Below are 22782 nucleotides of genomic sequence, written 5' to 3' on the forward strand. Positions count from 1 at the left end.
AAGGTGAAGGCGGAAGCCGCGGCCGTCGCCGCCAAGTCCGCCGCCACCCAGGGCGCCTTCTACGGCGCGCTCGCCCTCATCCTGGGCGCGCTTGCCGGCTTCTTCGGCGGACGCCTCGGCGCTCCCAAGGCCGCCACCGTCGTGGCCGGTTACGACGCCCGCCGCGTCTGAACGGACGGGGCTGACCGACGCCGGCCAGCCCCGCCCCCTCCGATCGGGCGCCCCCGTCAGGCACGCACCGTGTCTCGGGGTCTCCTGCCGCCGACGTGTCCTTGCCTCCGCGACAGGCCACCGTTGCCGCCCAAGCCGCCGGCCCGCGATAGCCTGTTCGCTGGACATCGAGATGCCGGATCGGAGGCGCCGGGCGGCACGGTGGACATCGGCCGCCGGTCTGTTCGCCGGGCGAGGCCCCGCCAACGCAAGTGGTACGGTACTGATGCCTCGCCAGCCGGATTCGAGAGCAAGGATCGGGATGCGGCTCCGGGGATTTCAGGGCAGGACAGGCTGCGACGCGGCCGCGACAAGCGGGGGCCGCCCCTGGACGACGGAGGACGTTTCCCCATGCGGCGCGCTGACACCCATCCGGAGTGGGACGACCCGAGCGCCCCCGATGACGCGGACGCGCAGCGATGGGCCGCGCTCACCGCCCGCGACGCGCGGGCCGACGGCACCTTCGTCTACGCCGTTCGCACCACCGGCGTGTATTGTCGCCTCAGTTGCCCCTCCCGCGCGGCCAACCCGGAGAACGTGAGCTTCCACGCCACCTGCGACGCAGCCGAGGCCGCGGGCTTCCGCCCGTGCCGGCGCTGTCGGCCCAACGACGCGACCCTGGCCGAACGGCACGTCGCCGCGATCGTCCGGGCCTGCCGCCTGATCGACGCGGCCGAGACCATGCCGACACTCGAAGGCCTCGCCGCGGAAGCGGGCCTGAGCGCCTTCCACTTCCACCGCGTCTTCCGAAGGGTCACCGGCATCACGCCGAAGGCCTACGCGACGGCCAAGCGGGCCGAGCGCGTGGCGCAACGCCTGCCCGAGGCCGGGACGGTGACCGAAGCGGTCTTCGCGGCCGGCTTCAACGCGTCGAGCCGCTTCTACGCTGAAGGCCCGGATCGGCTCGGGATGCGCCCATCGGCCTATCGCACGGGAGGCGCCGGGACGGCGATCCGCTTCGCGGTGGCCGCGTGCTCCCCCGGCGCGCTCCTGGTGGCGGCGACCCCCAAGGGCCTCTGCGCGATTCTCCTGGGCGACGATCCCGACGCCCTGGTCCGCGATCTCCAGGACCGCTTCCCCAGGGCCGACCTGGCGCCCGGCGATCCAGCCTTCGACGGGTGGGTGGCGACGGTCGTCGGTTTCGTCGAGGCGCCGGGCCGCGGCCTCGACCTGCCCCTCGACATCGGCGGCACCATCTTCCAGCAGCGGGTCTGGGCCGCCCTTCGCGCCGTCCCGATCGGCACCACGACGACCTACGGCGCGATCGCCCAGGCCATCGGCGCCCCGACATCCATGCGGGCCGTGGCCCAGGCGTGCGGCGCCAACCGGCTGGCGGTCGCCATCCCGTGCCACCGGGTGGTCCGCGCGGACGGGTCGCTCTCCGGTTATCGCTGGGGCGTCGCGCGCAAGCGCCAGCTCCTCGACCGCGAGGCGGATGCGCGCTGAGGGTCTCGCCCGCGCCTGACGGTTTGAGAGAGCAGGTTCGACGTGTCGGGTTCGACGTGGCATGGGAGCCACAGGTCACGACCACAGGGTGTCCGACCCGTCGCGCCCCCTCGGTCCACGGGGTAGAAGCGACCTCGGCATTCCCGGACGCGCGATGCGCATGAATGGACGTCGCGGTTCGCGTCCGGCCCGACCGGCCTCCCTCCCTACGGCGTGACCCGCCCCCGCTCCCGTGGTCGAAACCGGCATGACCGCTGTTCCCCGTTCTCCGCGTTCCCAGGCCGTCGCGCCCCGAACTGCGGCCCCGCGAACCGGAGCCGTCCGGCTTGCCCTCGTCGCCGTCCTTCTCTCCGCGTCGGAGGTGCGCGCCGAGGAGGCGGGCGGGATCGTGCTGGAGGAGGTCTCGATCACGGCCGAGGGTCGCCCGGCACCGGCCGGGGTGCCGTTCGGTGTCTCGGCGCCCCCCGGTTCCAGCCCGAGCGTGATCGAACAGCCCCTGGGCGCCACCGCCACGCGCGTCAGCCGAACCGAAACGATCGAGAACCGGCCCGCCACAAGCCTCGGATCGGTGCTGGTGAACAGTCCCGGCGTCACCGTGCGCCCGGGCAATGGCGGGCGCGACGTGGTGATCTCCATCCGCGGCAACAATGCCCGCTCCACCGGCGTCATCCGGAACATGGTTGTGCTGGACGACGGCTTTCTCCTGACCCAGCCGGACGGCGCCTCGCGCTTCGACCTCGTCGATCCGCGCGCCTACAGCCGCATCGACGTGTTCCGCGGTCCGCAATCAGCGCTCTTCGGCAACTACGCCACCGGCGGCGCGCTCGCCTTCCGCACCCGGACGGGCCGCGAGATCGACGGCTTCGAGATCGGCACCGATGCGGGCAGCTTCGGCTACCTCAGCAATTACTTCACGGTCGGCGGCGTCAGCGGCCCCGTCGAGATCAGCCTGTTCGCAAGCGACGTCCGCGCCAACGGCTACCAGGATCACAGCGCCTACGACACGCAGACGATCAACCTGCTGGCCAGCTACACGCCGACGCCGGACAACCGCTTCACCCTGAAGGTAATCAACAACCCGTTGCAGGCGAACCTGCCCGCCCGGTCCTCCCTGAACCAGTACCAGATCAATCCCTACCAGCGCGGATGCGGCACGGTGGCGACGGCGGCACCGGGCTGTACCCTGACGAACCTGTTCGCCAACGGGGCCTTCGGCCGGACCGTCGGCGTGACCGCCACCGAGGGCGGGTTCGGACGGGACGACCGGCGCACCGTCGTGGCCCTGCGCTGGGAGCACGACCTCGACGCACAGACGACCTGGCGGACCCAGCTCGGCTTCGACGAGCGCAACTTCGACCAGCCGTTCTACACCTCCGCCGTCCGGGGCAGTTACCCGTCCCTGACCCTCCTCACGGACCTGACCCGACGCTACGACCTGATGGGCCTGCCGGCCGTGGGCTACGTGGCCTTCACCTCCGAGATCCTCGACAACCACGTGACCACGTTCAACCGGGCGCCGGGGGCGGGACGACCGGCCCTGGGCGCCCTGATCGGAGACCTGCGCGGCGACCAGACCAATCTCGGCGGGCGCGCCCGCACGGAGGTGGCACTTTCCGACCAGTGGAGCGGGCTCCTCGGACTCAGCGCGACGAACACCACGATCACCGGACGCAACAGCGCCTATACCTATTCGGAAGCCGGACGGACGGCCTCGGTGGTCGATGCCGCGCGCAGCTTCCTCAACGTCGCGCCGGAACTGGCCGTGGTCTATCGGCCCCGGGACGCCTGGAGCGTCCGCGGGCGCGTCGCCACCGGCTACGCCACGCCGACGGGCAGCAACCTGTTCGTCACCAGCGCGGGGCTGCCGGGCAACAACACGCAGCTTCAGGCACAGACGAACCTCGGCTTCGACCTCGGCGTCGACTGGACGCCGGTGGACTCCCTGCGGATCAGCCTCACGGGCTTCTACGAGTTCTTCCGCAACGAACTCCTGTCGCAATCACCGGGTGGGGGCCGGCTGAGCTACTTCATCAACGCCCCGGCCTCGGAGCATCGCGGCGTCGAACTCGGCGGCGACTGGGCCTTCGCGCCGGGCTGGCGCGGAACGCTGGCCTACAGCTTCGACGATCAGATCTACACGCGGTTCACCGAGCTGCTGAGCGCCGGTGCCGTCACCGCCCGTTTGGACCGGGCGGGCAAGTCCATTCCCGGCGTCCCCGCGCACCAGCTCCTGGCGCGGGTCGGCTACGATCAGGTCGGCGGCCCCCTGGACGGGCTCGGCGCCTTCGTGGAGACCGTGGTTCAGGACGGCGTCCTCATCGACAACGGAAACCGCCTGAGGACCCCCGGCTACGCCATCCTCAACGCGAACGTCCACTACGCCACGGAGCTTACCGGGGGCTACGCCAAGCGCCTCAGCCTGTACCTGGAAGTCCGCAACCTGCTCGACACGACCTTCATCGCCTCCGCCCTGAACCTGACGAGCACCCTCAGCCGGACTACCGGCCTGGAAAATGGAGCAGCCACCCTGGCGGGCACGGCCGGATCGATCCTCGCGGGTGCGCCGCGCAACGTCGTCGGAGGGCTGAAGCTCGCGTTCTGAGATCCTGCGGCTCGCGAGTCTGCGGCTCCGGCGGGCAGAGCGCGGGATTGCCTATATTTTAGGCGTTGGATGGGAGGTTTCTGGAGAGCGGCAAGGTCTCTGCGTGTCTTTGAGGCAATGCCTGGCCGCGTACCCGGCGACCCGGACAGCATTGTGGTGTCCTCGGTCGGTGCAGCACAGAATCGGGATCGTGGGCGGCAAGACATGATCAGGCGGCGTGTTCGTCTCGGGCGACCGGGAGCGGCGCGAGGGGTTGGCCGATGGATTGCATTCACGGTTCCGTCACGCCGTCTCCAGCCCATGGAAACCCGTCCGCGCATGTTTGCTTCCGTTTCCCGATGGTCGAAGTCCCGCCTTCTCGCCGCCGCCCTGCTGTCCGGGGTGCTGATGCCCACGGCCTTCGCGCAGGGCGTCCTCAAGATCGGTATGACGGCCTCCGACATCCCGCTCACCACGGGCCAAGCCGACAATGGCGGCGAGGGCATGCGGTTCACGGGCTATACGGTCTATGACGGGCTCATCAATTGGGACCTCTCCTCCGCCACCAAGCCCTCCGTGCTGGTGCCGGGCCTCGCCACGAGCTGGGCCGTCGATCCCGCCGACAACACCAAGTGGACCTTCAAGCTGCGCGAGGGCGTGACCTTCCACGACGGCTCGCCCTTCACCGCCGAGTCGGTGGTGTGGAACCTCGACAAGCTCCTGAAGACCGACGCGCCGCAATTCGACCCGCGCCAGTCGGCCCAGGGGCGCTCGCGCATCCCGGCGGTGGCGAGCTACCGCGCCATCGACCCGACCACCCTCGAAATCGTCACCAAGAACCCCGACGCGACGCTGCCCTACCAGATCGCGTGGATCATGATCTCGTCGCCGGCCCAGTGGGAGAAGGTCGGCAAGAGCTGGGACGCCTTCGCCAAGACCCCGGCCGGCACCGGCCCGTGGAAGCTCACCCTGTTCGCCCCGCGCGAGCGCGCCGAGATGGTGCCCAACAAGGAGTACTGGGACAAGGCCCGGGTGCCCAAGCTCGACAAGCTCGTGCTCGTGCCGCTGCCCGAGGCCAATGCCCGCGTGGCGGCCCTCCGTTCGGGTCAGGTCGACTGGATCGAGGCGCCCCCGCCGGATGCCGTCGCGTCCCTGAAGGCCGCCGGCTTCGGCATCGTCACCAACGCCTACCCGCACAACTGGACCTGGCACCTCTCCCGCGTCGAGGGCTCGCCCTGGAACGACATCCGCGTGCGCAAGGCCGCCAACCTCGCGGTGGACCGCGAGGGCATGAAGGAGCTGCTGAACGGGCTGATGATCCCGGCGCAGGGCTTCATGCCGCCGGGCTCGGCCTGGTTCGGCCACCCGACCTTCAAGCCGACCTACGACCCCGAAGCCGCCAAGAAGCTCCTGGCCGAGGCCGGCTACGGCCCGAACAAGCCCATCGTCACCAAGATCCTGATCGCGCCGTCGGGCTCGGGCCAGATGCAGCCCCTGCCGATGAACGAGTTCATCCAGCAGAACCTCGCGGATGTCGGCATCAAGGTCGAGTTCGAGGTGGTCGAGTGGAACACGCTCATCAACCTGTGGCGCGCGGGCGCCAAGTCCGACATGTCGCGCAAGGCGACGGGGATGAACTTCTCCTACTTCATCCAGGACCCCTTCACGGGCTTCATCCGCCACCTCCAGTGCAACCTCGCGGCGCCCAACGGCACCAACTGGGGCCATTACTGCGACCCCGAGATGGACAAGCTCTTCGACCAGGTCCGCACCACCTTCGACCCGGCCGAGCAGACCAAGGTCCTGGAAAAGGTGCACGAGAAGTACGTCGACGACGCCCTGTTCCTGATGGTGGCCCACGACACCAATCCGCGTGCCATGAGCCCCAAGGTGAAGGGCTTCGTGCAGGCGCAGAACTGGTTCCAGGACTTCTCGCCGATCTCGATGGGCAAGTGATCGGGCAAGTGGTTGAGCAAGTGACGATGAAGGTCGCGGTCATGAACCCTCCCCCCGCTGCGGGGGGAGGGTGGTCGCGCAGGAACCGGGGGAGGGGCATGCCGCATCCAGCAAAATCGCCTCCGCTCCCGCCTGCTCCGCAAGTACCCTCTTCCGCAGAGGAGAGAGGGCTGAGAACATGCTGAAGTTCATCCTCAAGCGCCTGCTCACCGTGACGCCGGTGGCGCTCGGCGTGAGCGTCGTCTGCTTCATGCTGGTCCACCTCGCCCCCGGCGATCCCTTGAGCGCGGTGCTCCCGGTGGACGCCACGCAGGAGACCATCGACGCCATGCGGGCGGCCTACGGCTACGACAAGCCGCTGCCCGTCCAGTACGTGATCTGGCTCTGGCACGTGCTTCAGGGCGATCTCGGCATCTCCATCGCCACCGGCCGCCCCGTGGTGCAGGAGGTCGGGCGGGCCGTGGTGAACAGCCTGATCCTGGCCTCCGTGGCGACGCTGATCGGCTTCACCTTCGGGTGCCTGTTCGGCTTCGTGGCCGGCTACTTCCGCAACTCGGTCCTGGACCGGCTCGCCTCGGCGGTCTCGGTCTTCGGGGTGAGCGTGCCGCATTACTGGCTCGGCATGGTGCTGGTCATCGTGTTCTCGGCCCAGCTCGGCTGGCTGCCGCCCACCGGGGCCGGGCCCGACGGCTCGGGCAACTGGCGGCCCGATCCCGACCACCTGCGCTACATCATCCTGCCGGCCCTCACGATGTCGGTGATTCCCATGGGCGTCATCGCCCGCACCATCCGGGCGCTGGTGGGCGACATCCTCGCGCAGGACTTCGTCGGTGCGCTCCGGGCCAAGGGCATGAGCGAGTTCGGCGTGTTCCGGCACGTCGTCAAGAACGCGGCCCCGACGGCGCTGGCCATCATGGGCCTGCAACTCGGCTACCTGCTGGGCGGCTCGATCCTGATCGAGACCGTGTTCGCCTGGCCCGGCACCGGCTTCCTCCTCAACGCCGCGATCTTCCAGCGCGACCTGCCCCTGCTGCAGGGCTCAATTCTCGTCCTGGCGATGTTCTTCGTCGCCCTCAACCTCATCGTCGACGTCGTCCAGACGGCGCTCGACCCGCGCATCGAGAGGGGCTGATGGCACGCGCGACACAGGCCGCCGCACCGATCCTCGACATCGCCGGCGGGGCCGCCCCGGCGCCGACGGCGCCGGACGCCTTCGTGCCCTCGCGGGGGTTCTGGGGGCAGGTCGGCCACAAGCTCCTGCGCGATCCCGTAGCGATGGCCGCCGCCGGCATCATCCTGGCGATCGTGGCGGTGGCGCTGCTCTCGCCCTGGATCACCCCGATGGACCCCTATCGCGGCTCGATGCTGCGGCGCCTGAAGCCTATCGGCGACGCCACCTACCTCCTGGGCTCGGACGAACTCGGCCGCGACATGCTGAGTCGCCTGATGATGGGCGGGCGCCTGTCCCTGTTCATCGGGGTCACCCCCGTCATCCTCGCCTTCGTCATCGGATCCGGCATCGGCATCCTGGCCGGCTACGTCGGCGGCTGGGTCAACACCGTGCTGATGCGCACGGTGGACGTGTTCTTCGCGTTCCCCTCGGTGCTGCTCGCCATCGCGCTCTCTGGCGCCCTGGGCGCGGGCATCTTCAACTCGATCGTGTCGCTGACCTGCGTGTTCGTGCCCCAGATCGCCCGTGTGGCCGAGAGCGTGACCACCCAGATCCGCGCCCGCGACTACGTCGACGCCGCCCGCCTCTCCGGCGCCTCGACCCTGACGATCCTGCGCGTGCAGGTGCTCGGCAACGTGCTGGGGCCGATCTTCGTCTACGCCACCAGCCTCATCAGCGTATCGATGATCCTGGCCTCCGGCCTCTCCTTCCTCGGCCTCGGCGTGAAGCCGCCGGAGCCCGAATGGGGCCTGATGCTGAACACCCTGCGCACGGCGATCTACGTGAACCCGATGGTCGCGGCCCTGCCGGGGCTGGCCATCTTCATCGTCTCGATCTCGTTCAACCTGTTCTCCGACGGCCTGCGATCCGCCATGGAGGTGAAAGCATGAGCCAGCCCATCGGCCTCGCCACCGTCCCGATCGCCCGCGACCGGGGCGGCCCGGCCCAGCCCCTCCTCACCGTCGACCGACTTGTGAAGCACTTTCCCGTCAAGAAGGGCATCGGCGGCACCAAGGCGGTGGTGCGAGCGGTGGACGGCGTCGATTTCGAAATCCTGAAGGGCGAGACCCTCGGCGTGGTCGGCGAGTCGGGCTGCGGCAAGTCCACCACCGCCCGGCTCATCATGGGCCTGATCCGCCACGATTCCGGCGACCTGCTGTTCGACGGCGAGCGCATCGGCAGCCGGGCGCTGCCCCTGCGGGACTTCCGGGCCCAAGCCCAGATGGTGTTTCAGGACAGCTACTCCTCCCTGAATCCGCGCATGACCGTCGAGGGGTCCATCGCCTTCGGGCCGCAGGTGCACGGGATCCCGAAGCGCCAGGCCATCGAGCGCGCCCGCAGCCTGCTCGCCCGGGTGGGGCTGGAGCCGGCGCGCTTCGCGGCGCGCTACCCGCACGAGCTCTCAGGCGGCCAGCGCCAGCGGGTGAACATCGCCCGGGCGCTCGCCCTCGAACCCCGCCTCGTGGTGCTCGACGAGGCGGTCTCGGCCCTCGACAAGTCGGTGGAGGCGCAGGTGCTGAACCTGCTGATGGATTTGAAACAGGAGTTCAACCTCACCTACCTGTTCATCAGCCACGACCTCAACGTGGTGCGCTTCATCTGCGACCGGGTGGCGGTGATGTATCTCGGTCAGGTGGTGGAGATCGGCCCCGCCGACACGGTGCTGGCCGCTCCGGCTCATCCCTACACGGCCGCGCTCCTGTCCTCGATGCCCTCGATGGACCCGGATGCGCGGACCACGGTGGCGCCGCTTGCCGGCGACCCGCCGAACCCCATCGACCCGCCCGCCGGCTGCCGCTTCCACCCGCGCTGCGCCCTCGTCGAAGAGGTCTGCCGCGGCACGGTCCCGCCCCTCGACGGCCGCGATGCGCGCCACCGCGTCGCCTGCCTCGCCCGCCAGCCCGGCTCGGGCCATTCCACGTCGCCCAGCCTGACGGTGGCCGCATGAGCGTATCGGCACCCGAGCCGGCCGTCGCGATCCGCGGCCTGACGGTGGTCTTCGGCGGCGTGGTCGAGGCCGTGGACGGGGTCGACCTCACCCTGGAGCGCGGCCAGGCCGTGGCGCTGATCGGCGAGTCCGGCTCCGGCAAGAGCGTCACCCTTCGGGCGATCATGCGCCTGAACCCGGAGCGCCGGACGCGGATCGGCGGCACGATCCGGGTTGGCGGCGCGGACGTGATGGCCCTGTCGCCCAAAGCCCTGCGGGCCCTGCGCGGCCGGGCCGTGGCGATGATCTTTCAGGAGCCGCTCCTGGCCCTCGATCCCGTCTACACGGTGGGCCAGCAGATCACCGAGGCGATCCGCCAGCACGAGCGGATCAGCGCCGGGGCGGCCCGCCAGCGCGCCCTGGCCCTGTTCGAGCGGGTCCGCATTCCGAGCCCGGAGCGGCGCCTCGACGCCTATCCGCACGAGATGTCGGGGGGCATGCGCCAACGCGCGATGATCGCTCTGGCGCTCGCCTGCCGGCCGCAGGTCCTGCTCGCCGACGAGCCGACCACGGCGCTCGACGCCACCGTTCAGATCCAGATCCTGCTGCTCCTGCGCGAATTGCAGGCGGAGCTCGGCCTCTCGACGATCTTCGTCACCCACGACCTCGGCGCCGCCGTGGAGGTCGCGGACCGGATCGCGGTGATGTATGCCGGCCGCATCGTCGAGGAGGGCTCCGCCCGGGACGTGGTGCTCGCTCCCCACCACCCCTACACGATCGGCCTCCTGCGCAGCCGCGCCGTTGGGGCGCTCGCCAAGGGCACGCGCCTGAAGACGATCCCCGGCAGCCCGCCTGATCTGGCCAACCGCCCGCCGGGCTGCCCCTTCGCCCCGCGCTGCTTCCTCGCCGAGGCGCGCTGCCGGGTCGAGGCGCCTCCTTACGTCAACGTGAAGCCGGACCACCGCGCTGCCTGTTGGCGTACGGAAGCGGCGCACGCAGCGTTCACGGAGGACAAGGCGCAGGTGCTGGAAGCGGCTGTGTAGCGTCGCGCGTCGGCTCCGACCTTCGGGGGCCGCTTTGACGTCGGCTCGGCTAGGCCGCCGCACGAGTCAAAAGCACGAAGAGATAGAAGGCTTGGCCGCCCGTCACGATGACGATCGCGGGGAGAAGGTCTCTGACGGCCCGTGCACCGTCGTGATCGTATCGGCGTGGGATCAGGATCGATGCCATCACGAAGCATCCGATCATGGGACCGAAGCTGAGCGCCATCCACTTCGGGGCGTACCATGTCGGGCGACCGTCGATCCCCCACTGCATCGGGAGGAAGCTCGCCTCACTGAATCGAACGCTCGCGACCCAAGACAGGCAAGTGAGAACAGCGACCGTCGCCGCGACGATCAGATAGGCACGCCTCATCGGTTGGTAAAACTCCAGGCTTCATCGGCGACAGATGATAACCTGGAGGTGTTTCTTTCGAATGACCCAGGTGTGCGAGATTCGAAGGTTGTCCGAAATCGCCGGTCTGACGAAGCTCCCGGACTGACGTCACCCCAGCCGCAAGCCCGCCTTCGCCTTGCGCCGCTGCAGGTACAGGCTGGTCCCCAACGCCAGTCCGATCACCGCGAGCGACAGGCCGGTGGTGAGGGTGCCCAGCGCGTAGATCTCCGGCGTGGTGACGGTGGTGGTCAGGCCCTGCAGCTCCAGTGGCAGGGTGTTGCGGCCGCCGATGGCCTGGCTGGTGCGGGCGAGCTCGTCGAAGGACAGGGTGAAGCCGAACAACGCGACGCCGACCAGCGAGGGGCCGAGGATCGGCACCACCACGTGACGCAGGGTCTGGGACCCGGTGGCGCCGAGGTCGCGGGCGGCCTCCTCGTAGGCCGGGTCGAACCGGTTGAAGACCGCGAACATGATGAGGAGGCCGAAGGGCAGGGTCCAGGTGAGGTGGGCGCCCAGCGCCGAGGTGTAGAGCCCCATCAGGGTACCGTGCTCCTGCAGCCAGCCCCATCCGGTCTCGGCCGCGGCCCATTTCACCGCCTCGTCGAGGAGCCGGAATTCCAACCCGATGCCGAGCGAGACCACGATCGAGGGGACGATCAGGCTCGCGACCGCGACCGTGAACAGCGCGCCCTCGCCGCGGAAGCGCTTGCGGAAGGCGAGGCCGGCGAAGAACGCGATGACGACGGTGAGCCCCATCACCACGAGGCCGAGGCGCAGGGAGCGCCAGAGGGCGCCCCAGATGTCGACGATGCCGAGGCCGGCCCAGAGCTTGCCGAACCAGTGCGTCGAGACCCCGTTCATCGGGAAGGTGAGGCCCCCCTGCGGCCCCTGGAAGCTGAGGACGAGGATGGTCAGCGTCGGCCCGTACAGGAAGGCCACGAAGAGGGCGAAGAACGCCGCCAGGGCGTAGAAGGCCGGGGAGCGGGGGCGGTCGCTCACGTCTAGAGTTCCTTCCGCAAGTCAATGAGCCGGGTCATGGCCACGATCATCAGCATCACGGCGCCCAGCAGGACCACCGCGTTGGCCGCGGCCGCCGGCAGCTGCAGGGCCGACATCTGGACCTGGATGACCTTGCCGACCGAGGCGATCTGCTGGCCGCCCATGACGCCGACGGTGACGAAGTCGCCCATCACCAGGGTCACCACGAAGATCGACCCGATGGCGATGCCGGGCTTGGCCAGGGGCACTACCACGTTCCAGAGGGTCTGCCAGCCGGTGGCGCCGGAATCATAGGCCGCCTCGATCAGCGACCGGTCGATGCGCGCCATGCTGTTGAAGATCGGCACGATCATGAAGACCGTGTTGAGGTGCACGAAGGCGAGCACCACCGAGAAGTCGGAATAGAGCAGGCCCTCGATGGGCGTCCTGATCAGCCCCATCCCCATCAGGGTGTCGTTGACGAGGCCGTTGCGGCCCAGCAGCGGGATCCAGGAGATCATCCGGATCACGTTCGAGGTCCAGAACGGGATCGTGCAGACGAGGAACAAGGCCATCTGCAGGGTGCGCGACCGGACATGGAAGGCGACGAAGTAGGCCACCGTGAAGCCGATCCCCAGGGTGAAGGCCCAGGTCAGCGCGCAGAATTTCAGGGTCGAGAGATAGGTCCGCACGGTGGTGCAGGCATCCGCCGTGTTGAGGCAGCCCTCGAACACGTCGATGTAATTCTGCACCGTGAAGGCGGGAATGATCTCGTACTCGTTGTACTCCCAGAAGCTGACGATCAGGGTCAGGCCCAGGGGCACCACGAAGAACACCAGGAAGACGAGCGCCATCGGCGCGGCCTGGAGGTAGGCCAGCGCCTGCCGGCGGCGGGTCCTCGTCGTGAGGCTGGCGGCGGGGGCCTTGGCGGGCGGCGCCTCCGTCACGGCGGCGGGAAGGGCGATGTCGGTCATGGCGCAACCCTCGTGACAGGCGAAACCCTCCCCCCCTCTGCGGGGGAGGGCGTTCGCATCGTCGCCCCGCTTACGCGGCGATGAACTCGTTCCACTTGCGGACCATGTAGGTGTTCTCGTCCATCACGGCGTTCCAGCAGGCGACGCTGCCCATGCGGGTCTCGAAGGAGCCGCCGTCGCGGGTGGCGCCGGCCTTCTCCAGCACGCTGCCGTCCGGTCCCTTGATGTCCTTCTCGGCGGGCTTGCCCTCCATCCAGTACGCCCACTCGTAGGGCTCCATGTGCGCCTTGGCCGTCTCCAGCACGGCCGAGTAGTAGCCCTGTCGGTTGAGGTAGGCGCCGGCCCAGCCGGAGAGGAACCAGTTGATGAAGTCGTAGGCCGCATCCAGCTTGCGGCCCGTCAGGGTCTTGGGCAGGCCGAAGCCGGTGGCCCAGGCCCGGTAGCCCTCCTTGAGGGGCTGGTAGGTGCAGGCCACGCCCTGGCTGCGGACCTTGGTGACGGCGGGCGACCACATCGACTGGATCACGGTCTCGCCCGATGCCATCAGGTTCACGGATTCGTTGAAGTCCTGCCAGAAGGCGCGGAACTGACCGGCGCGCTTGGCCTCGATCAGCACCTTGATGGTGCGATCGATCTCGGCCTTCGTCATGTTGCCCTTGTCGGGATAGGTGTAGTCGCCCGTGGCCTCGATCACCATGGCGGCATCCATGATGCCGATGGAGGGGATGTTGAGGATCGAGGCCTTCCCCTTGAATTCGGGGTTCAGGAGTTCCTTCCAACTCGCGATCGGGCGCTTGATCAGGTCCGGGCGGATGCCGAGCGTGTCGGCGTTGTAGGTGGTCGGGATCAAGGTGATCCACTCGGTGGGCGAGCCCGCGAAGGTCTTCGCGTTTTGCCCCTCGAGATAGAAGACCTTCTTGGGCGCCGTGCCCTGGTCGCCGATCGTCTTGCCCCCGACCTGGCCCTTGGTGAAGACCGGGGTGATGTTGTCCGCTTGCTTGATTCGGCGAGCGTCCATGCCCTGGATGTTGCCCGAGGGGATAAGCTTCTTCAGACTGAAGAACTCGGTGTCGAGGAGGTCAAAGGAGTTCGGCTGCGTCACCACGCGCTTCGTCACCTCGTCGGTGACGACGGGGATGTACTCGATCGTGATCCCGAGATCCTCCTTCACCTTGCGGGCGATGTCGCCGGACTGGTTCACGGCGGTGCCGAGGTAGCGCAGGGTCACGGGTTCGGCCGCGATCACGTTGGGAAAGCCGGTGATCGGACCGGCGCCGAGGGCCAGTCCGGTGGCACCCGCGCCCTGGAGCAAGGTGCGGCGGCTCAGCTTGATCGTGGTCGTCATGCAGGCTCCTCTGAGGAAACGCGGTCGGGTCAGGCGCTCAGGCTATGGGCGGCGTCGGCGTCCCAGCCCAGCGGCACGGTCTGGCCGAGGGCGAGGGGGGCGCCCGCATAGGCCGCGTCGTCGATCACGGCCGTGAGGGCGGTGGCGGGTCCTCCGCCGAGGCCGTCGGCCGCGAAGCCCACATGCACGCTGGTGCCCTGGTACTCCACCGAGACGACGCGGGCCGGCACCGCGTCCGGGCCGGCTTGCGCGCCGAGGCGCATCCGGTCGGCGCGCACCGCCACCTCGCTCGCGTCGGCCAGGCGGATGACGTTGTGGCCGCCGATGAAGCGGGCGACGAAGGCGGTGGCCGGGCGTTCGAACACGGTGCGGGGGGCGGCCGCCTGCTCGATGCGTCCACCATTCATCACCACCACGAGGTCGGAGAGCGCCATCGCCTCCTCCTGGCTGTGGGTGACGTGGATGAAGGTGATGCCGAGTTCGGCCTGCAGCCGCTTCAGCTCGGTCCGCATCCGCACCCTCAGGAACGGATCGAGGGCCGAGAGCGGCTCATCGAGGAGCAGGACCTTGGGTCCGGTGACCAGCGCGCGGGCGAGCGCCACGCGCTGCTGCTGGCCACCGGAGAGTTGCGCCGGCAAGCGCTCCGCCAGATGGGCCATCTGAACGAGGTCGAGCATCGCCAGCGCCTTGGCGCGGCGCTCGGCCTTCGCGATGCCCCGCATCTTCAGGCTGAAGGCGACGTTGTCGCGGCAATTCAGGTGGGGAAACAGGGCGTAGCTCTGGAACATCATCGCCGTGCCGCGCTCGGCCGGCGTGGCGTCTCCCACGGAGCGCGGGCCGATGACCACGTCGCCGCCGGACACAGTCTCGTGGCCGCCGATCATCCGAAGGGTGGTGGTCTTGCCGCAGCCCGAGGGGCCGAGCAGGCAGCAATAGGCGCCCGAGCGCACCTTCAGATCGATGCCGTCCACGGCGGTCGTGTGGCCGTAGCGCTTGGTCAGGCGGATCAGCTCGACGTCCATGCGTTGTCTCCCCGCCCGATCCCCAGCAAGGGACGGGCCAGACGATCCCCGTTTCGCCACCCAAATCGTCTCCGGTCGACGGCAACCGGGCTGGCGCGCGCCAGCCCGGAGACGGCCGGCCGGATCAGGCGGCAGACCCCGGCCCCGGCGTCCGGTCGAGGACCCGTCCACGCCCGTGCGGCCCGGTCACCCGCCCATCCTCGGCGACGACCTCGCCCCGCGCGAGGGTCATCACCGGCCAGCCCGTCACGGAAAACCCCTCCCAGGGGGTGTAGTCCGCCCCGTGGTGGAGGTTGGCCTGCCGGATCGTCTCGCGGCGGTTCGGGTCCCACAGCGTCAGGTCGGCGTCGAAGCCGATTCCGATCGAGCCCTTGCGCGGGTAGAGCCCATAGAGCTTGGCGTGGTTGGTGGCGGTGAGTTCCACGAAGCGATTGAGGGAGATGCGCCCCGCCGAGACGCCTTCCGAGAACAGGATGGGCAGACGGGTCTCGATGCCCGGGATGCCGTTGGGCACCCAGCGGAAGGAGGTCCGGCCCTTCGGGTTCAGCTTGCCGGCGGGATCGTCGTAGCGGAAGGGGCAATGGTCGGAGGAGACCACGTCGAACAATCCGGTCTGGATCCCGCGCCAGATCGCGGCCTGGTTGGAGGCCTCCCGCGGCGGTGGCGAGCAGACGTATTTCGCCCCGGCCATCGGGTCGTCGGAGCTGAGGCCCTTCATGTGGTCGGCGGTCAGGGTCAGGTATTGCGGGCAGGTCTCGGCGTGGATCTTCAGGCCGCGCTCCCGGCCCCAGGCGATCTGCTCCATGGCCTGCTGGCCCGAGACGTGGACGATGACGATCGGCAGGTCGACGAGCTCGGCGTGGCTGATGGCCCGGTGCGCCGCCTCGCGCTCGACCACCTGCGGCCGGGACAGGGCATGTCCGAAGGGGCGCGTCTCGCCGGCCTTCTCCAGACGCTCGGTCATATACCGGATGGCGTCGTAGCCCTCCGCATGGACCATGACGCGCGCGCCCTCCCGCCGCGCCAGGTCGAACACGTCGAGGATCTGGCGGTCGTTCAGGACGAGGTCGTCATAGGTCATAAATACTTTGAAGGAGGTGTAACCCTCCGCGATCAGGGCTGGCAGCTCCTGGCCGAGCACCGCCGGCGTCGGGTCCGAGACAATGAGGTGGATGGCGACATCGATGTGGCACTGCCCCTCCGCCAGCGCCCGGTAGGCATGGGTCGCCGCGCGGAGCGACGCGCCGCGAGGCTGGAGCGCGAAGGGCATCACGCAGGTGTTTCCGCCGACGGCCGCCGCGCGGGTCGCGGAGGCGAAGTCGTCCGCCATGACGATGCCGGGGCCGGACGCCTGCGCGATATGGACGTGGCTGTCGATGCCCCCGGGCAGGACGAGGAGGCCGGAGGCGTCGATCGTGCGGGCCGCATCGGCGATCCGCTCGCCGATCGCCGCGATGCGGCCGCCGCGGATGCCGAGATCGGCGGCGAACGTGTCGGTGGCGGTGACCAGCGTGCCGCCCCGGATGGCGAGGTCGAAGTCGGGCATGGCGTCAGTCCCTCACACGGGCGATGATCGCCACCGGGCCGCCGCCGTCCGGTCCCTGATGCTCGGCACCGCCCGAGACGAACAGATCGGTGCGCCCGATCGCGGCGGCGGCGACCCCGCCCACGAGGGCGCGGGCGTGCCGGGTGGCGTTGATGTCGCTGTCGTCGTTCATGATGTGGCGCCGGCGCCGGATCAGCCCGTCATGCGAGGGCTCCGCCTTGGCGAGCAGGGCGACCACGCGCTCCGACATCCCGGGAGCCAGCTGACCCGACGAGGAAAACCCGAGATCCGCCAGGACACCCTGGATCGCGTCGAAATCGATGCCGTCGCGCATGACCCGGTGGGCGATGGCGTGGGGGCCGGACCAGCCGGGGGCATTGCCCAGGACAATGACCTCATTGCGCATCAGCTCGATGCCGGCTGACGCACTCGCGCGCCCGGAATAGAGGTCGCGCCGCGTGCCGACGGCCGCGTCCGAAAGCTCTTCGCCCGAGACCTCTCCCAGGGCCAGGGCGATGCCCAGGGCCGAGGCGCCGCGCGACAAGCCCATGGAGGCGTAGGTGTCGTGGGTGGCCACACTTTCCCCGCGCTCGGCGGCCTCATGGATGCGGGCGCTGGTGAGGAGCGGGCACTTCACCTGCACGAAGTGGACGTCCTCCGGCGTGTCCAGCCCGGCCTGGACCATGGCTTCGCCGACCGCCGCGGCCGTCGCCCGCACCTGTGCCATCCGGCCGATCGCCTCGGGCCGGAAATCGGCCGTGAAGGCGGTGCCGATCGCCAGCGCCGACGCACCTTCGGCCTCGGGACCATCGCGGCGCGCCAGCACGAGGAGATGGGGAGAGAGCCCGCCCTCGGTGCCGCCCGACATGACCAGGGCGACCCGTGCGCCGACCGCCGCGGGCGTGCAGCCCATCGCGCCGGCGAGGGCGGTCTCCAGCGCCATCACGGCGAGCGGGCGGGTGAAGTCGTTGACGCAGCCGTTGCCCTCGGTCTTGCCAAAGATCGCCACGATCTCGTCCGCCGCCACGGCGCCGGCGGCGATGAGGTCCATCACCCCCGAGACGTCGGCGGGATGCCGGGTCGGCACGCGGAAGACGAGGCATTCGGGCATGGCGGGTTCGCGTCTGGATGAGAGGACGGGCCAAGCTAGGCCGCGCGTCCGGCCCGCGCGAGTGCTGGTTTGCGCACGCCGCGCTCCCGAACGGGCAACGGTCGGGATGGACCGAACGGTACGGCTCTTGCCGGGCCGGGGGCGACAAGGTGGTCGATGGCAGCGCGACCCGGTTTGGAGCTGCACGATTTGTGGCTTTCTGCCCCCGAGGGTGGCGCTCAATTGTCCGATCTGACCAAGCGGACGGCAATCGCGCCCTCGATCGACGGCGATGACCGATCTGTGGGTTTTGTTGGCATTGCTTTTGCCAAGCTGGATTTCGCGAGGCCCTGACAGCGTCCGGCGGCGGACACGGCCTCCCGCCGGCAATCCTGAGGAGCACGAACGCATGACAGACCCGACGATCAGCCGGCGCAGCGCGCTCAAGCTCGGCACGGCCGCCGCGGCGGGCGCCCTCGCGACGCCGTTCCTCGCCCGCCACGGCCTCGCCGCCGAGGAACCGATCAAGCTCGGGAGCCTCCTCGACGGCAGCGGCGCCCTCGGCCTCGAGGGCAAGCGGATGATCCAGACAACCGAATACGCGGTGGAACTGATCAACAAGGCCGGCGGCCTCCTCGGACGGCCGATCAAGATCATCGCCTACGACACCCAGTCGAGCATGCAGCTCTACACGCAGTACGCCCAGCAACTCGCACTGAAGGAGAAGGTCGACGTCATCCAGGGTGGCATCACATCGGCCTCGCGCGAGGCGATTCGGCCGATCTTCGGCCGGTCCAAGACCCTGTACTTCTACAACACCCAATACGAGGGCGGCGTCTGCGACCGCAACGTGTTCTGCACCGGCACGACGCCGGCCCAGACCGTGAATCACCTCGTCGACTATGCGCTGAAGACCTGGGGGAAGAAGGCCTACATCATCGCGGCCGACTACAATTACGGCCATATCACCGCGAGCTGGATGACGAAGTTCATGAAGGAGGGCGGCGGCTCGGTCGCCGGCACCGACTTCTTCCCCCTCGACGTGACGAATTTCTCCTCCGCGATCAGCCGAATCCAGCAGGCCCAGCCCGACCTCGTGCTCTCGGCCCTGGTGGGCGCCAACCATTCGGGCTTCTACCGCCAGTGGGACGCCGCCGGGATGAAGGGCCGGATTCCCGTGGCTTCCTCGGTCTTCGGGCTCGGCGACGAACTCACCACCATGGATGCTTCGACCACCACCGGCATCGTCACATGCTACGGCTGGTACAACGACCTGCCCGACGCCCGGAGCGTCGCGTTCATCAAGGGGATGCAGGCCAAGTTCGGCGCCGACGTCACCGACCTCAGCGAACTCGACACCGCCACCTACGACGGCATCATGCTCTGGGCCGAGGGGGTGAAGAAGGCCGGCTCCCTCGACCGCGACAAGGTCATCGCCGCCCTGGAATCCGGCATCTCCTACGAGGGTCCGACCGGCAAGGTGACCATGGACGGGGCGACCCACCATACCATCCGCAACACCTACCTCGCCCGGCCCAAGGACAAGAAGTGGGAGATCCTCGCGAGCTTCCCGGAACAGTTCCCCGCCGACACGGCCGGCGCCTGCGACCTCCTGAAGAATCCGAAGACCAACAAGCAGTTCACCCCCGACCTGAAGGGTTGAGGGTGAGCATGGCGCCCGATCTCGTCGGCCTCCTCGCCTTCAACGTCCTGGCGGGCATCGCGACACTCGCGCTGATCACCCTCGGCCTCGGGGTGATCTACGGAATGATGCGGATCATCAACCTCGCCCATGGCGAGTTCATGATGCTCGGCGCCTACACGGCGGTGGCCGCCTCCGATGCCGGCCTCAACATCTGGGTCGCCATGCTGGTGCTGCCGCCCCTCGTGGTCGGCCTCATCGGCCTCGTCCTCGAGCGCACCGTCATCCGCTTCCTCTACGGGCGCATGATGGACACGATGCTGGCGACCTGGGGGATCAGCCTCGGGCTGATCGGCCTCGTCACGTCGATCTACGGCAACGTGGTCCGGGGCGTGTCCACGCCGGTCGGGAGCTTCGAGATCGGGCGCTACGGCGCGAGCCTCTACAGCCTGGTCATCGTGGCGGTGGCCTGCGCGGCCCTAGCCGGCCTCTACCTGCTCCTGCGCCTGACCAGGTTCGGGCTGATCCTGCGGGCGACGATGCAGAACCCGCGCATGGCGGCCTCCCTGGGGGTTTCGCCGGACCGGATCTACATGGCGACCTTCGCCCTCGGGGCCGGCCTGGCGGGTCTCGCCGGCGGGGTGCTCGCACCGATCTCCGGCATCTCGCCGGCCATGGGGGCGGCCTACATCTCGCGCGCCTTCATCACGGTGCTGGGCGGCGGCCCGGCGATCCTCACCGGCACGGGGCTCGCCTCGACCCTGTTCGGGGTCATCAACGAGCTCGTCTCGTTCAAGACCACCCCCGTCATCGGCGACGTGGCCCTTCTGGTCGCCGCAGTCCTGCTCATCCGCGTGCTGCCCCAGGGCATCACCGGCCGCTACCTGAGGCGCAGCCTATGACCCGTCCCCCGTCGCCGCTCCGAGCCCTGGTCCGTCCGGCGGCCCTGAGCTTCCTCGCCATGGTCGCCTCGGGCCTCGTCATCCTGTTCGGAGCCCCCCACCTCCTCGACACCTTCGGCCTCGTGCAGATGACGGGCTTCGTGGCCATGGCGATGTTCGCCCTCAGCCAGGGCTTCATCTGGGGCTATGGCGGCGTGATGTCGTTCGGGCAGGCCGCCTTCTTGGGCCTCGGCGGCTACGCCTACGCCGTCGCGGTCCTGAACCTCGGTGACTCGACCCTGCCGGTTCTGCTCGCCATCGTGGTGCCGATGCTGTTCGCGGGATTGCTCGGCTACTTCATGTTCTACGGCCGAATCTCGGACGCCTATATCGGGGTGATCACCCTGACGGTCTCGGTGATCCTGTTCCAGCTCGTGAACACCACCTCGGGCAGCCAGTACCGGATCGGCGAGGCCGAACTCGGCGGCTTCAACGGCATCCCGGCCATCCCGGCCCTCAACCTGCCGGGCGACGCCGGCAACCCGCTCGACCCCGAGGGGATCTGGTATGCCGCGATGGGGAGCCTCATCCTCGTCTACGTGGTCCTGCGCGCCATCCTGGCGAGCCGGTTCGGCCGCGTGGTCGTGGCGATCCGCGAGAACGAGACCCGGGCGCAGCTCATCGGCTACGATCCGCGCCTTTACAAGCTCCTGGCCTTCATGATCTCGGCCGGCATCGCGGGCCTCGGTGGCTGCCTGTTCGCGAATTGGGGCGGCTTCATCAGCCCCACGGTCTTCGGCCTCACCATGTCGGCCCAGGTGATCATCTTCGTTCTCGTCGGCGGGCTCGGCACCCTGCTCGGCCCGATCCTCGGGGCGGTACTGATCCAGTGGCTGACCATCGAGGCCGGCGCCCAGAGCCTCATCGATTCCAACCTCGGCCTCGGCGCGATCCTGGTCACCTTCGTGCTGCTGATCCCGCAGGGTCTGGTGCCGGTGGCCCGCAACCTCTTCCTGCGCCTCGGCACGGCGCTCATCGGCCGGCGGATGCGGGCCAAGCCCCTCGGGCCCGCCCCGGGCGCGGCCCTGGCCGGGGAGGTCCGTCGATGAGCGTGTCCCCCGCGGCGAAACCCCTCCGCCCCCTGCTGGAAGCCAAGGGCGCCACCATGCGCTTCGGCGGCGTCACCGCCGTCAACGCGGTCGACTTCGTCCTCGGGGAGGTGGAGCTGCGCTGTCTCATCGGTCCGAACGGCGCGGGAAAGAGCACCTTCTTCAAGATGCTCACCGGCCAGCTCACGGCGAGCGCCGGGCGCATCCACTTCCGCGACACCGACATCACGGCCGCGCACCCGCACGAGATCGCCCGCCTCGGGGTCGGCATCAAGACGCAGGTTCCCAACGTCTTCAACGGCCTGTCGGTGCGCGAGAACGTCTTCGTCGCGGCGGGCCGCAAGAAGTCGCTCGCCCGCACCCGCGCCATCGTCGAGGAGACGCTGACCCGCCTCAAGCTCACCGAGATCGCCACCCGCCTCGTCGGGCAGCTCGCCCACGGCCAGCGTCAATGGGTCGAGATCGCCACGGTCCTGGCCCAGGAGCCGGAGCTGATCCTCCTCGACGAGCCCGCCGCCGGGATGACGAAGGAGGAGGTCGAGCGCACCGCCGCCCTCATCCGCGAGATCAACCGCACCCATGCGGTCATCGTGGTGGAGCACGACATGCCGTTCATCCGGATGATCGCCAAGACCGTGACCGTGTTCAACCAGGGCCGCATCCTGATCGAGGGCGATGTCGACACGGTACTGTCCGACGCCCGCGTCCGCGACGTCTATCTGGGCAAGCAGGCCGCATGACCGCTCCCCTCCTCGCCGTCGACGACCTGCATTCCGGCTACGGCCGCATCCCGATCCTCGGCGGCGTGTCGCTGCAGGTGAATGAGGGCGCGTTCGTCGGCATCCTCGGCCATAACGGCATGGGCAAGTCGACCCTGCTGCGGACGCTCACCGGCAACCTGCCCGCCACGGCCGGATCGATCACCTTCGACGGGCGCGACATCACCCGGCTCTCCCCGACCGCCCGGGCCCGGGCCGGCATCGGCTACGTCCCGCAGGGGCGCGAGATCTTTCCGGCGCTCAGCGTCCACGAGAACCTGCGGATGGGCTGCCTTCTGTCGCGCGACAGGGAGGAGGCGGTGATCGCCGACATCCTCACCTTGTTCCCGCGCCTGAAGGCCTATCTCGACCGGCCGGGCGGTACCCTCTCGGGGGGCGAACAGCAGCTGCTGGCCCTGGCCCGCTGCCTCTGCGGGGCCCCCCGCATCATCCTCCTCGACGAGCCCACCGAGGGCATCCAGCCCTCGATCATCGAGGAGATCATCGAGACGCTCCGGGCGATCGGCCGGCAACGGGGCCTCGCGGTGCTGCTGGTGGAGCAGAACCTGAACTTCATCGCGTCCCTCTCGCAGCGCGTGCTGATCCTGCAGAAGGGCCGCATCACCCGCGAGGTCCCGCCCGATGTCGCCCGCGACCGGGCGATGATCGACGAGTTCGTCGGCATGGCCTGAGGGCCACACCCCCGTTT

General features: G+C 69.2%; 19 protein-coding genes. 12 read left to right on the forward strand and 7 right to left on the reverse strand.

All coding sequences use genetic code 11. From position 1 onward, the window contains the following. The first annotated feature begins 561 nt into the window (after positions 1 to 561). The 7 genes from ada (at position 562) to AC6EUL_RS08950 (ending at position 10334) form a co-directional block, all read left to right on the forward strand. On the forward strand, positions 562 to 1656 hold the full coding sequence (ada, locus tag AC6EUL_RS08920; RefSeq protein WP_499869872.1) for a bifunctional DNA-binding transcriptional regulator/O6-methylguanine-DNA methyltransferase Ada: 1095 nt from the start codon (positions 562 to 564) through the stop codon (positions 1654 to 1656). A gap of 247 nt (positions 1657 to 1903) precedes the next feature. Beyond that, complete coding sequence (locus tag AC6EUL_RS08925) at positions 1904 to 4258, forward strand: TonB-dependent receptor family protein (protein WP_499869873.1); 2355 nt, start codon at positions 1904 to 1906, stop codon at positions 4256 to 4258. A gap of 387 nt (positions 4259 to 4645) precedes the next feature. Then, positions 4646 to 6193, forward strand: a complete 1548-nt coding sequence (locus AC6EUL_RS08930) for an ABC transporter substrate-binding protein (RefSeq protein WP_244479716.1) — start codon at positions 4646 to 4648, stop codon at positions 6191 to 6193. A 178-nt stretch (positions 6194 to 6371) separates the two neighbouring features. Further along, a complete protein-coding gene (locus AC6EUL_RS08935) occupies positions 6372 to 7325 on the forward strand; it encodes an ABC transporter permease (RefSeq protein WP_499869874.1) in 954 nt (317 codons plus the stop codon). Next, positions 7325 to 8254, forward strand: coding sequence for an ABC transporter permease (locus AC6EUL_RS08940; protein ID WP_056221351.1), 930 nt, complete (start codon positions 7325 to 7327; stop codon positions 8252 to 8254). Before AC6EUL_RS08935 ends, AC6EUL_RS08940 begins: the two co-directional genes overlap by 1 nt. Next, entirely contained in the window at positions 8251 to 9312 is a 1062-nt protein-coding gene (locus tag AC6EUL_RS08945) for an ABC transporter ATP-binding protein (protein ID WP_056274299.1), read from the forward strand. Before AC6EUL_RS08940 ends, AC6EUL_RS08945 begins: the two co-directional genes overlap by 4 nt. Further along, on the forward strand, positions 9309 to 10334 hold the full coding sequence (locus AC6EUL_RS08950; protein WP_056274302.1) for an ABC transporter ATP-binding protein: 1026 nt from the start codon (positions 9309 to 9311) through the stop codon (positions 10332 to 10334). Before AC6EUL_RS08945 ends, AC6EUL_RS08950 begins: the two co-directional genes overlap by 4 nt. Positions 10335 to 10383: 49 nt before the next feature. Here AC6EUL_RS08950 and AC6EUL_RS08955 read toward each other — a convergent pair whose 3' ends face one another. The 7 genes from AC6EUL_RS08955 to atzD form a co-directional block, all read right to left on the reverse strand. Continuing rightward, positions 10384 to 10707 (reverse strand): SdpI family protein, encoded by a 324-nt coding sequence (locus tag AC6EUL_RS08955; protein WP_056274305.1) that lies wholly within the window; start codon positions 10705 to 10707, stop codon positions 10384 to 10386. 129 nt (positions 10708 to 10836) lie between these two features. Continuing rightward, positions 10837 to 11727 (reverse strand): ABC transporter permease, encoded by an 891-nt coding sequence (locus AC6EUL_RS08960; protein ID WP_499869875.1) that lies wholly within the window; start codon positions 11725 to 11727, stop codon positions 10837 to 10839. Between the two features lie 2 nt (positions 11728 to 11729). Beyond that, positions 11730 to 12680, reverse strand: coding sequence for an ABC transporter permease (locus AC6EUL_RS08965; protein ID WP_499869876.1), 951 nt, complete (start codon positions 12678 to 12680; stop codon positions 11730 to 11732). Positions 12681 to 12750: 70 nt separating this feature from the next. Continuing rightward, positions 12751 to 14025, reverse strand: a complete 1275-nt coding sequence (locus AC6EUL_RS08970; protein WP_499869877.1) for an ABC transporter substrate-binding protein — start codon at positions 14023 to 14025, stop codon at positions 12751 to 12753. A 29-nt stretch (positions 14026 to 14054) separates the two neighbouring features. After that, the gene (locus AC6EUL_RS08975; RefSeq protein ID WP_499869878.1) at positions 14055 to 15047 is read right to left on the reverse strand and encodes an ABC transporter ATP-binding protein; all 993 of its coding nucleotides are present in this window, start codon (positions 15045 to 15047) and stop codon (positions 14055 to 14057) included. Between the two features lie 124 nt (positions 15048 to 15171). After that, positions 15172 to 16593, reverse strand: coding sequence for a dihydropyrimidinase (gene hydA / locus AC6EUL_RS08980; RefSeq protein WP_499869879.1), 1422 nt, complete (start codon positions 16591 to 16593; stop codon positions 15172 to 15174). Positions 16594 to 16597: 4 nt separating this feature from the next. Next, on the reverse strand, positions 16598 to 17704 hold the full coding sequence (gene atzD / locus AC6EUL_RS08985; RefSeq protein ID WP_499869880.1) for a cyanuric acid amidohydrolase: 1107 nt from the start codon (positions 17702 to 17704) through the stop codon (positions 16598 to 16600). Positions 17705 to 18092: 388 nt separating this feature from the next. On the opposite strand from atzD, the gene AC6EUL_RS08990 reads away from it, so the two are divergent. The 5 genes from AC6EUL_RS08990 to AC6EUL_RS09010 are packed head-to-tail and all read left to right on the forward strand — an operon-like array spanning position 18093 to position 22765. Further along, positions 18093 to 19346, forward strand: coding sequence for an urea ABC transporter substrate-binding protein (locus AC6EUL_RS08990; protein WP_499869881.1), 1254 nt, complete (start codon positions 18093 to 18095; stop codon positions 19344 to 19346). 8 nt (positions 19347 to 19354) lie between these two features. Next, positions 19355 to 20227, forward strand: coding sequence for a branched-chain amino acid ABC transporter permease (locus AC6EUL_RS08995; protein WP_056221764.1), 873 nt, complete (start codon positions 19355 to 19357; stop codon positions 20225 to 20227). After that, entirely contained in the window at positions 20224 to 21315 is a 1092-nt protein-coding gene (locus AC6EUL_RS09000; RefSeq protein WP_056221387.1) for an ABC transporter permease subunit, read from the forward strand. Before AC6EUL_RS08995 ends, AC6EUL_RS09000 begins: the two co-directional genes overlap by 4 nt. Beyond that, positions 21312 to 22055: an ATP-binding cassette domain-containing protein gene (locus tag AC6EUL_RS09005; RefSeq protein ID WP_056221390.1), complete on the forward strand. Its 744-nt coding sequence runs from the start codon at positions 21312 to 21314 to the stop codon at positions 22053 to 22055. The genes AC6EUL_RS09000 and AC6EUL_RS09005 overlap by 4 nt, the downstream gene beginning before the upstream one ends. After that, positions 22052 to 22765 (forward strand): ABC transporter ATP-binding protein, encoded by a 714-nt coding sequence (locus AC6EUL_RS09010; RefSeq protein WP_499869882.1) that lies wholly within the window; start codon positions 22052 to 22054, stop codon positions 22763 to 22765. The genes AC6EUL_RS09005 and AC6EUL_RS09010 overlap by 4 nt, the downstream gene beginning before the upstream one ends. The last annotated feature ends 17 nt before the right edge of the window (positions 22766 to 22782 follow it).

Source organism: Methylobacterium sp. 001424705 (assembly GCF_059816145.1).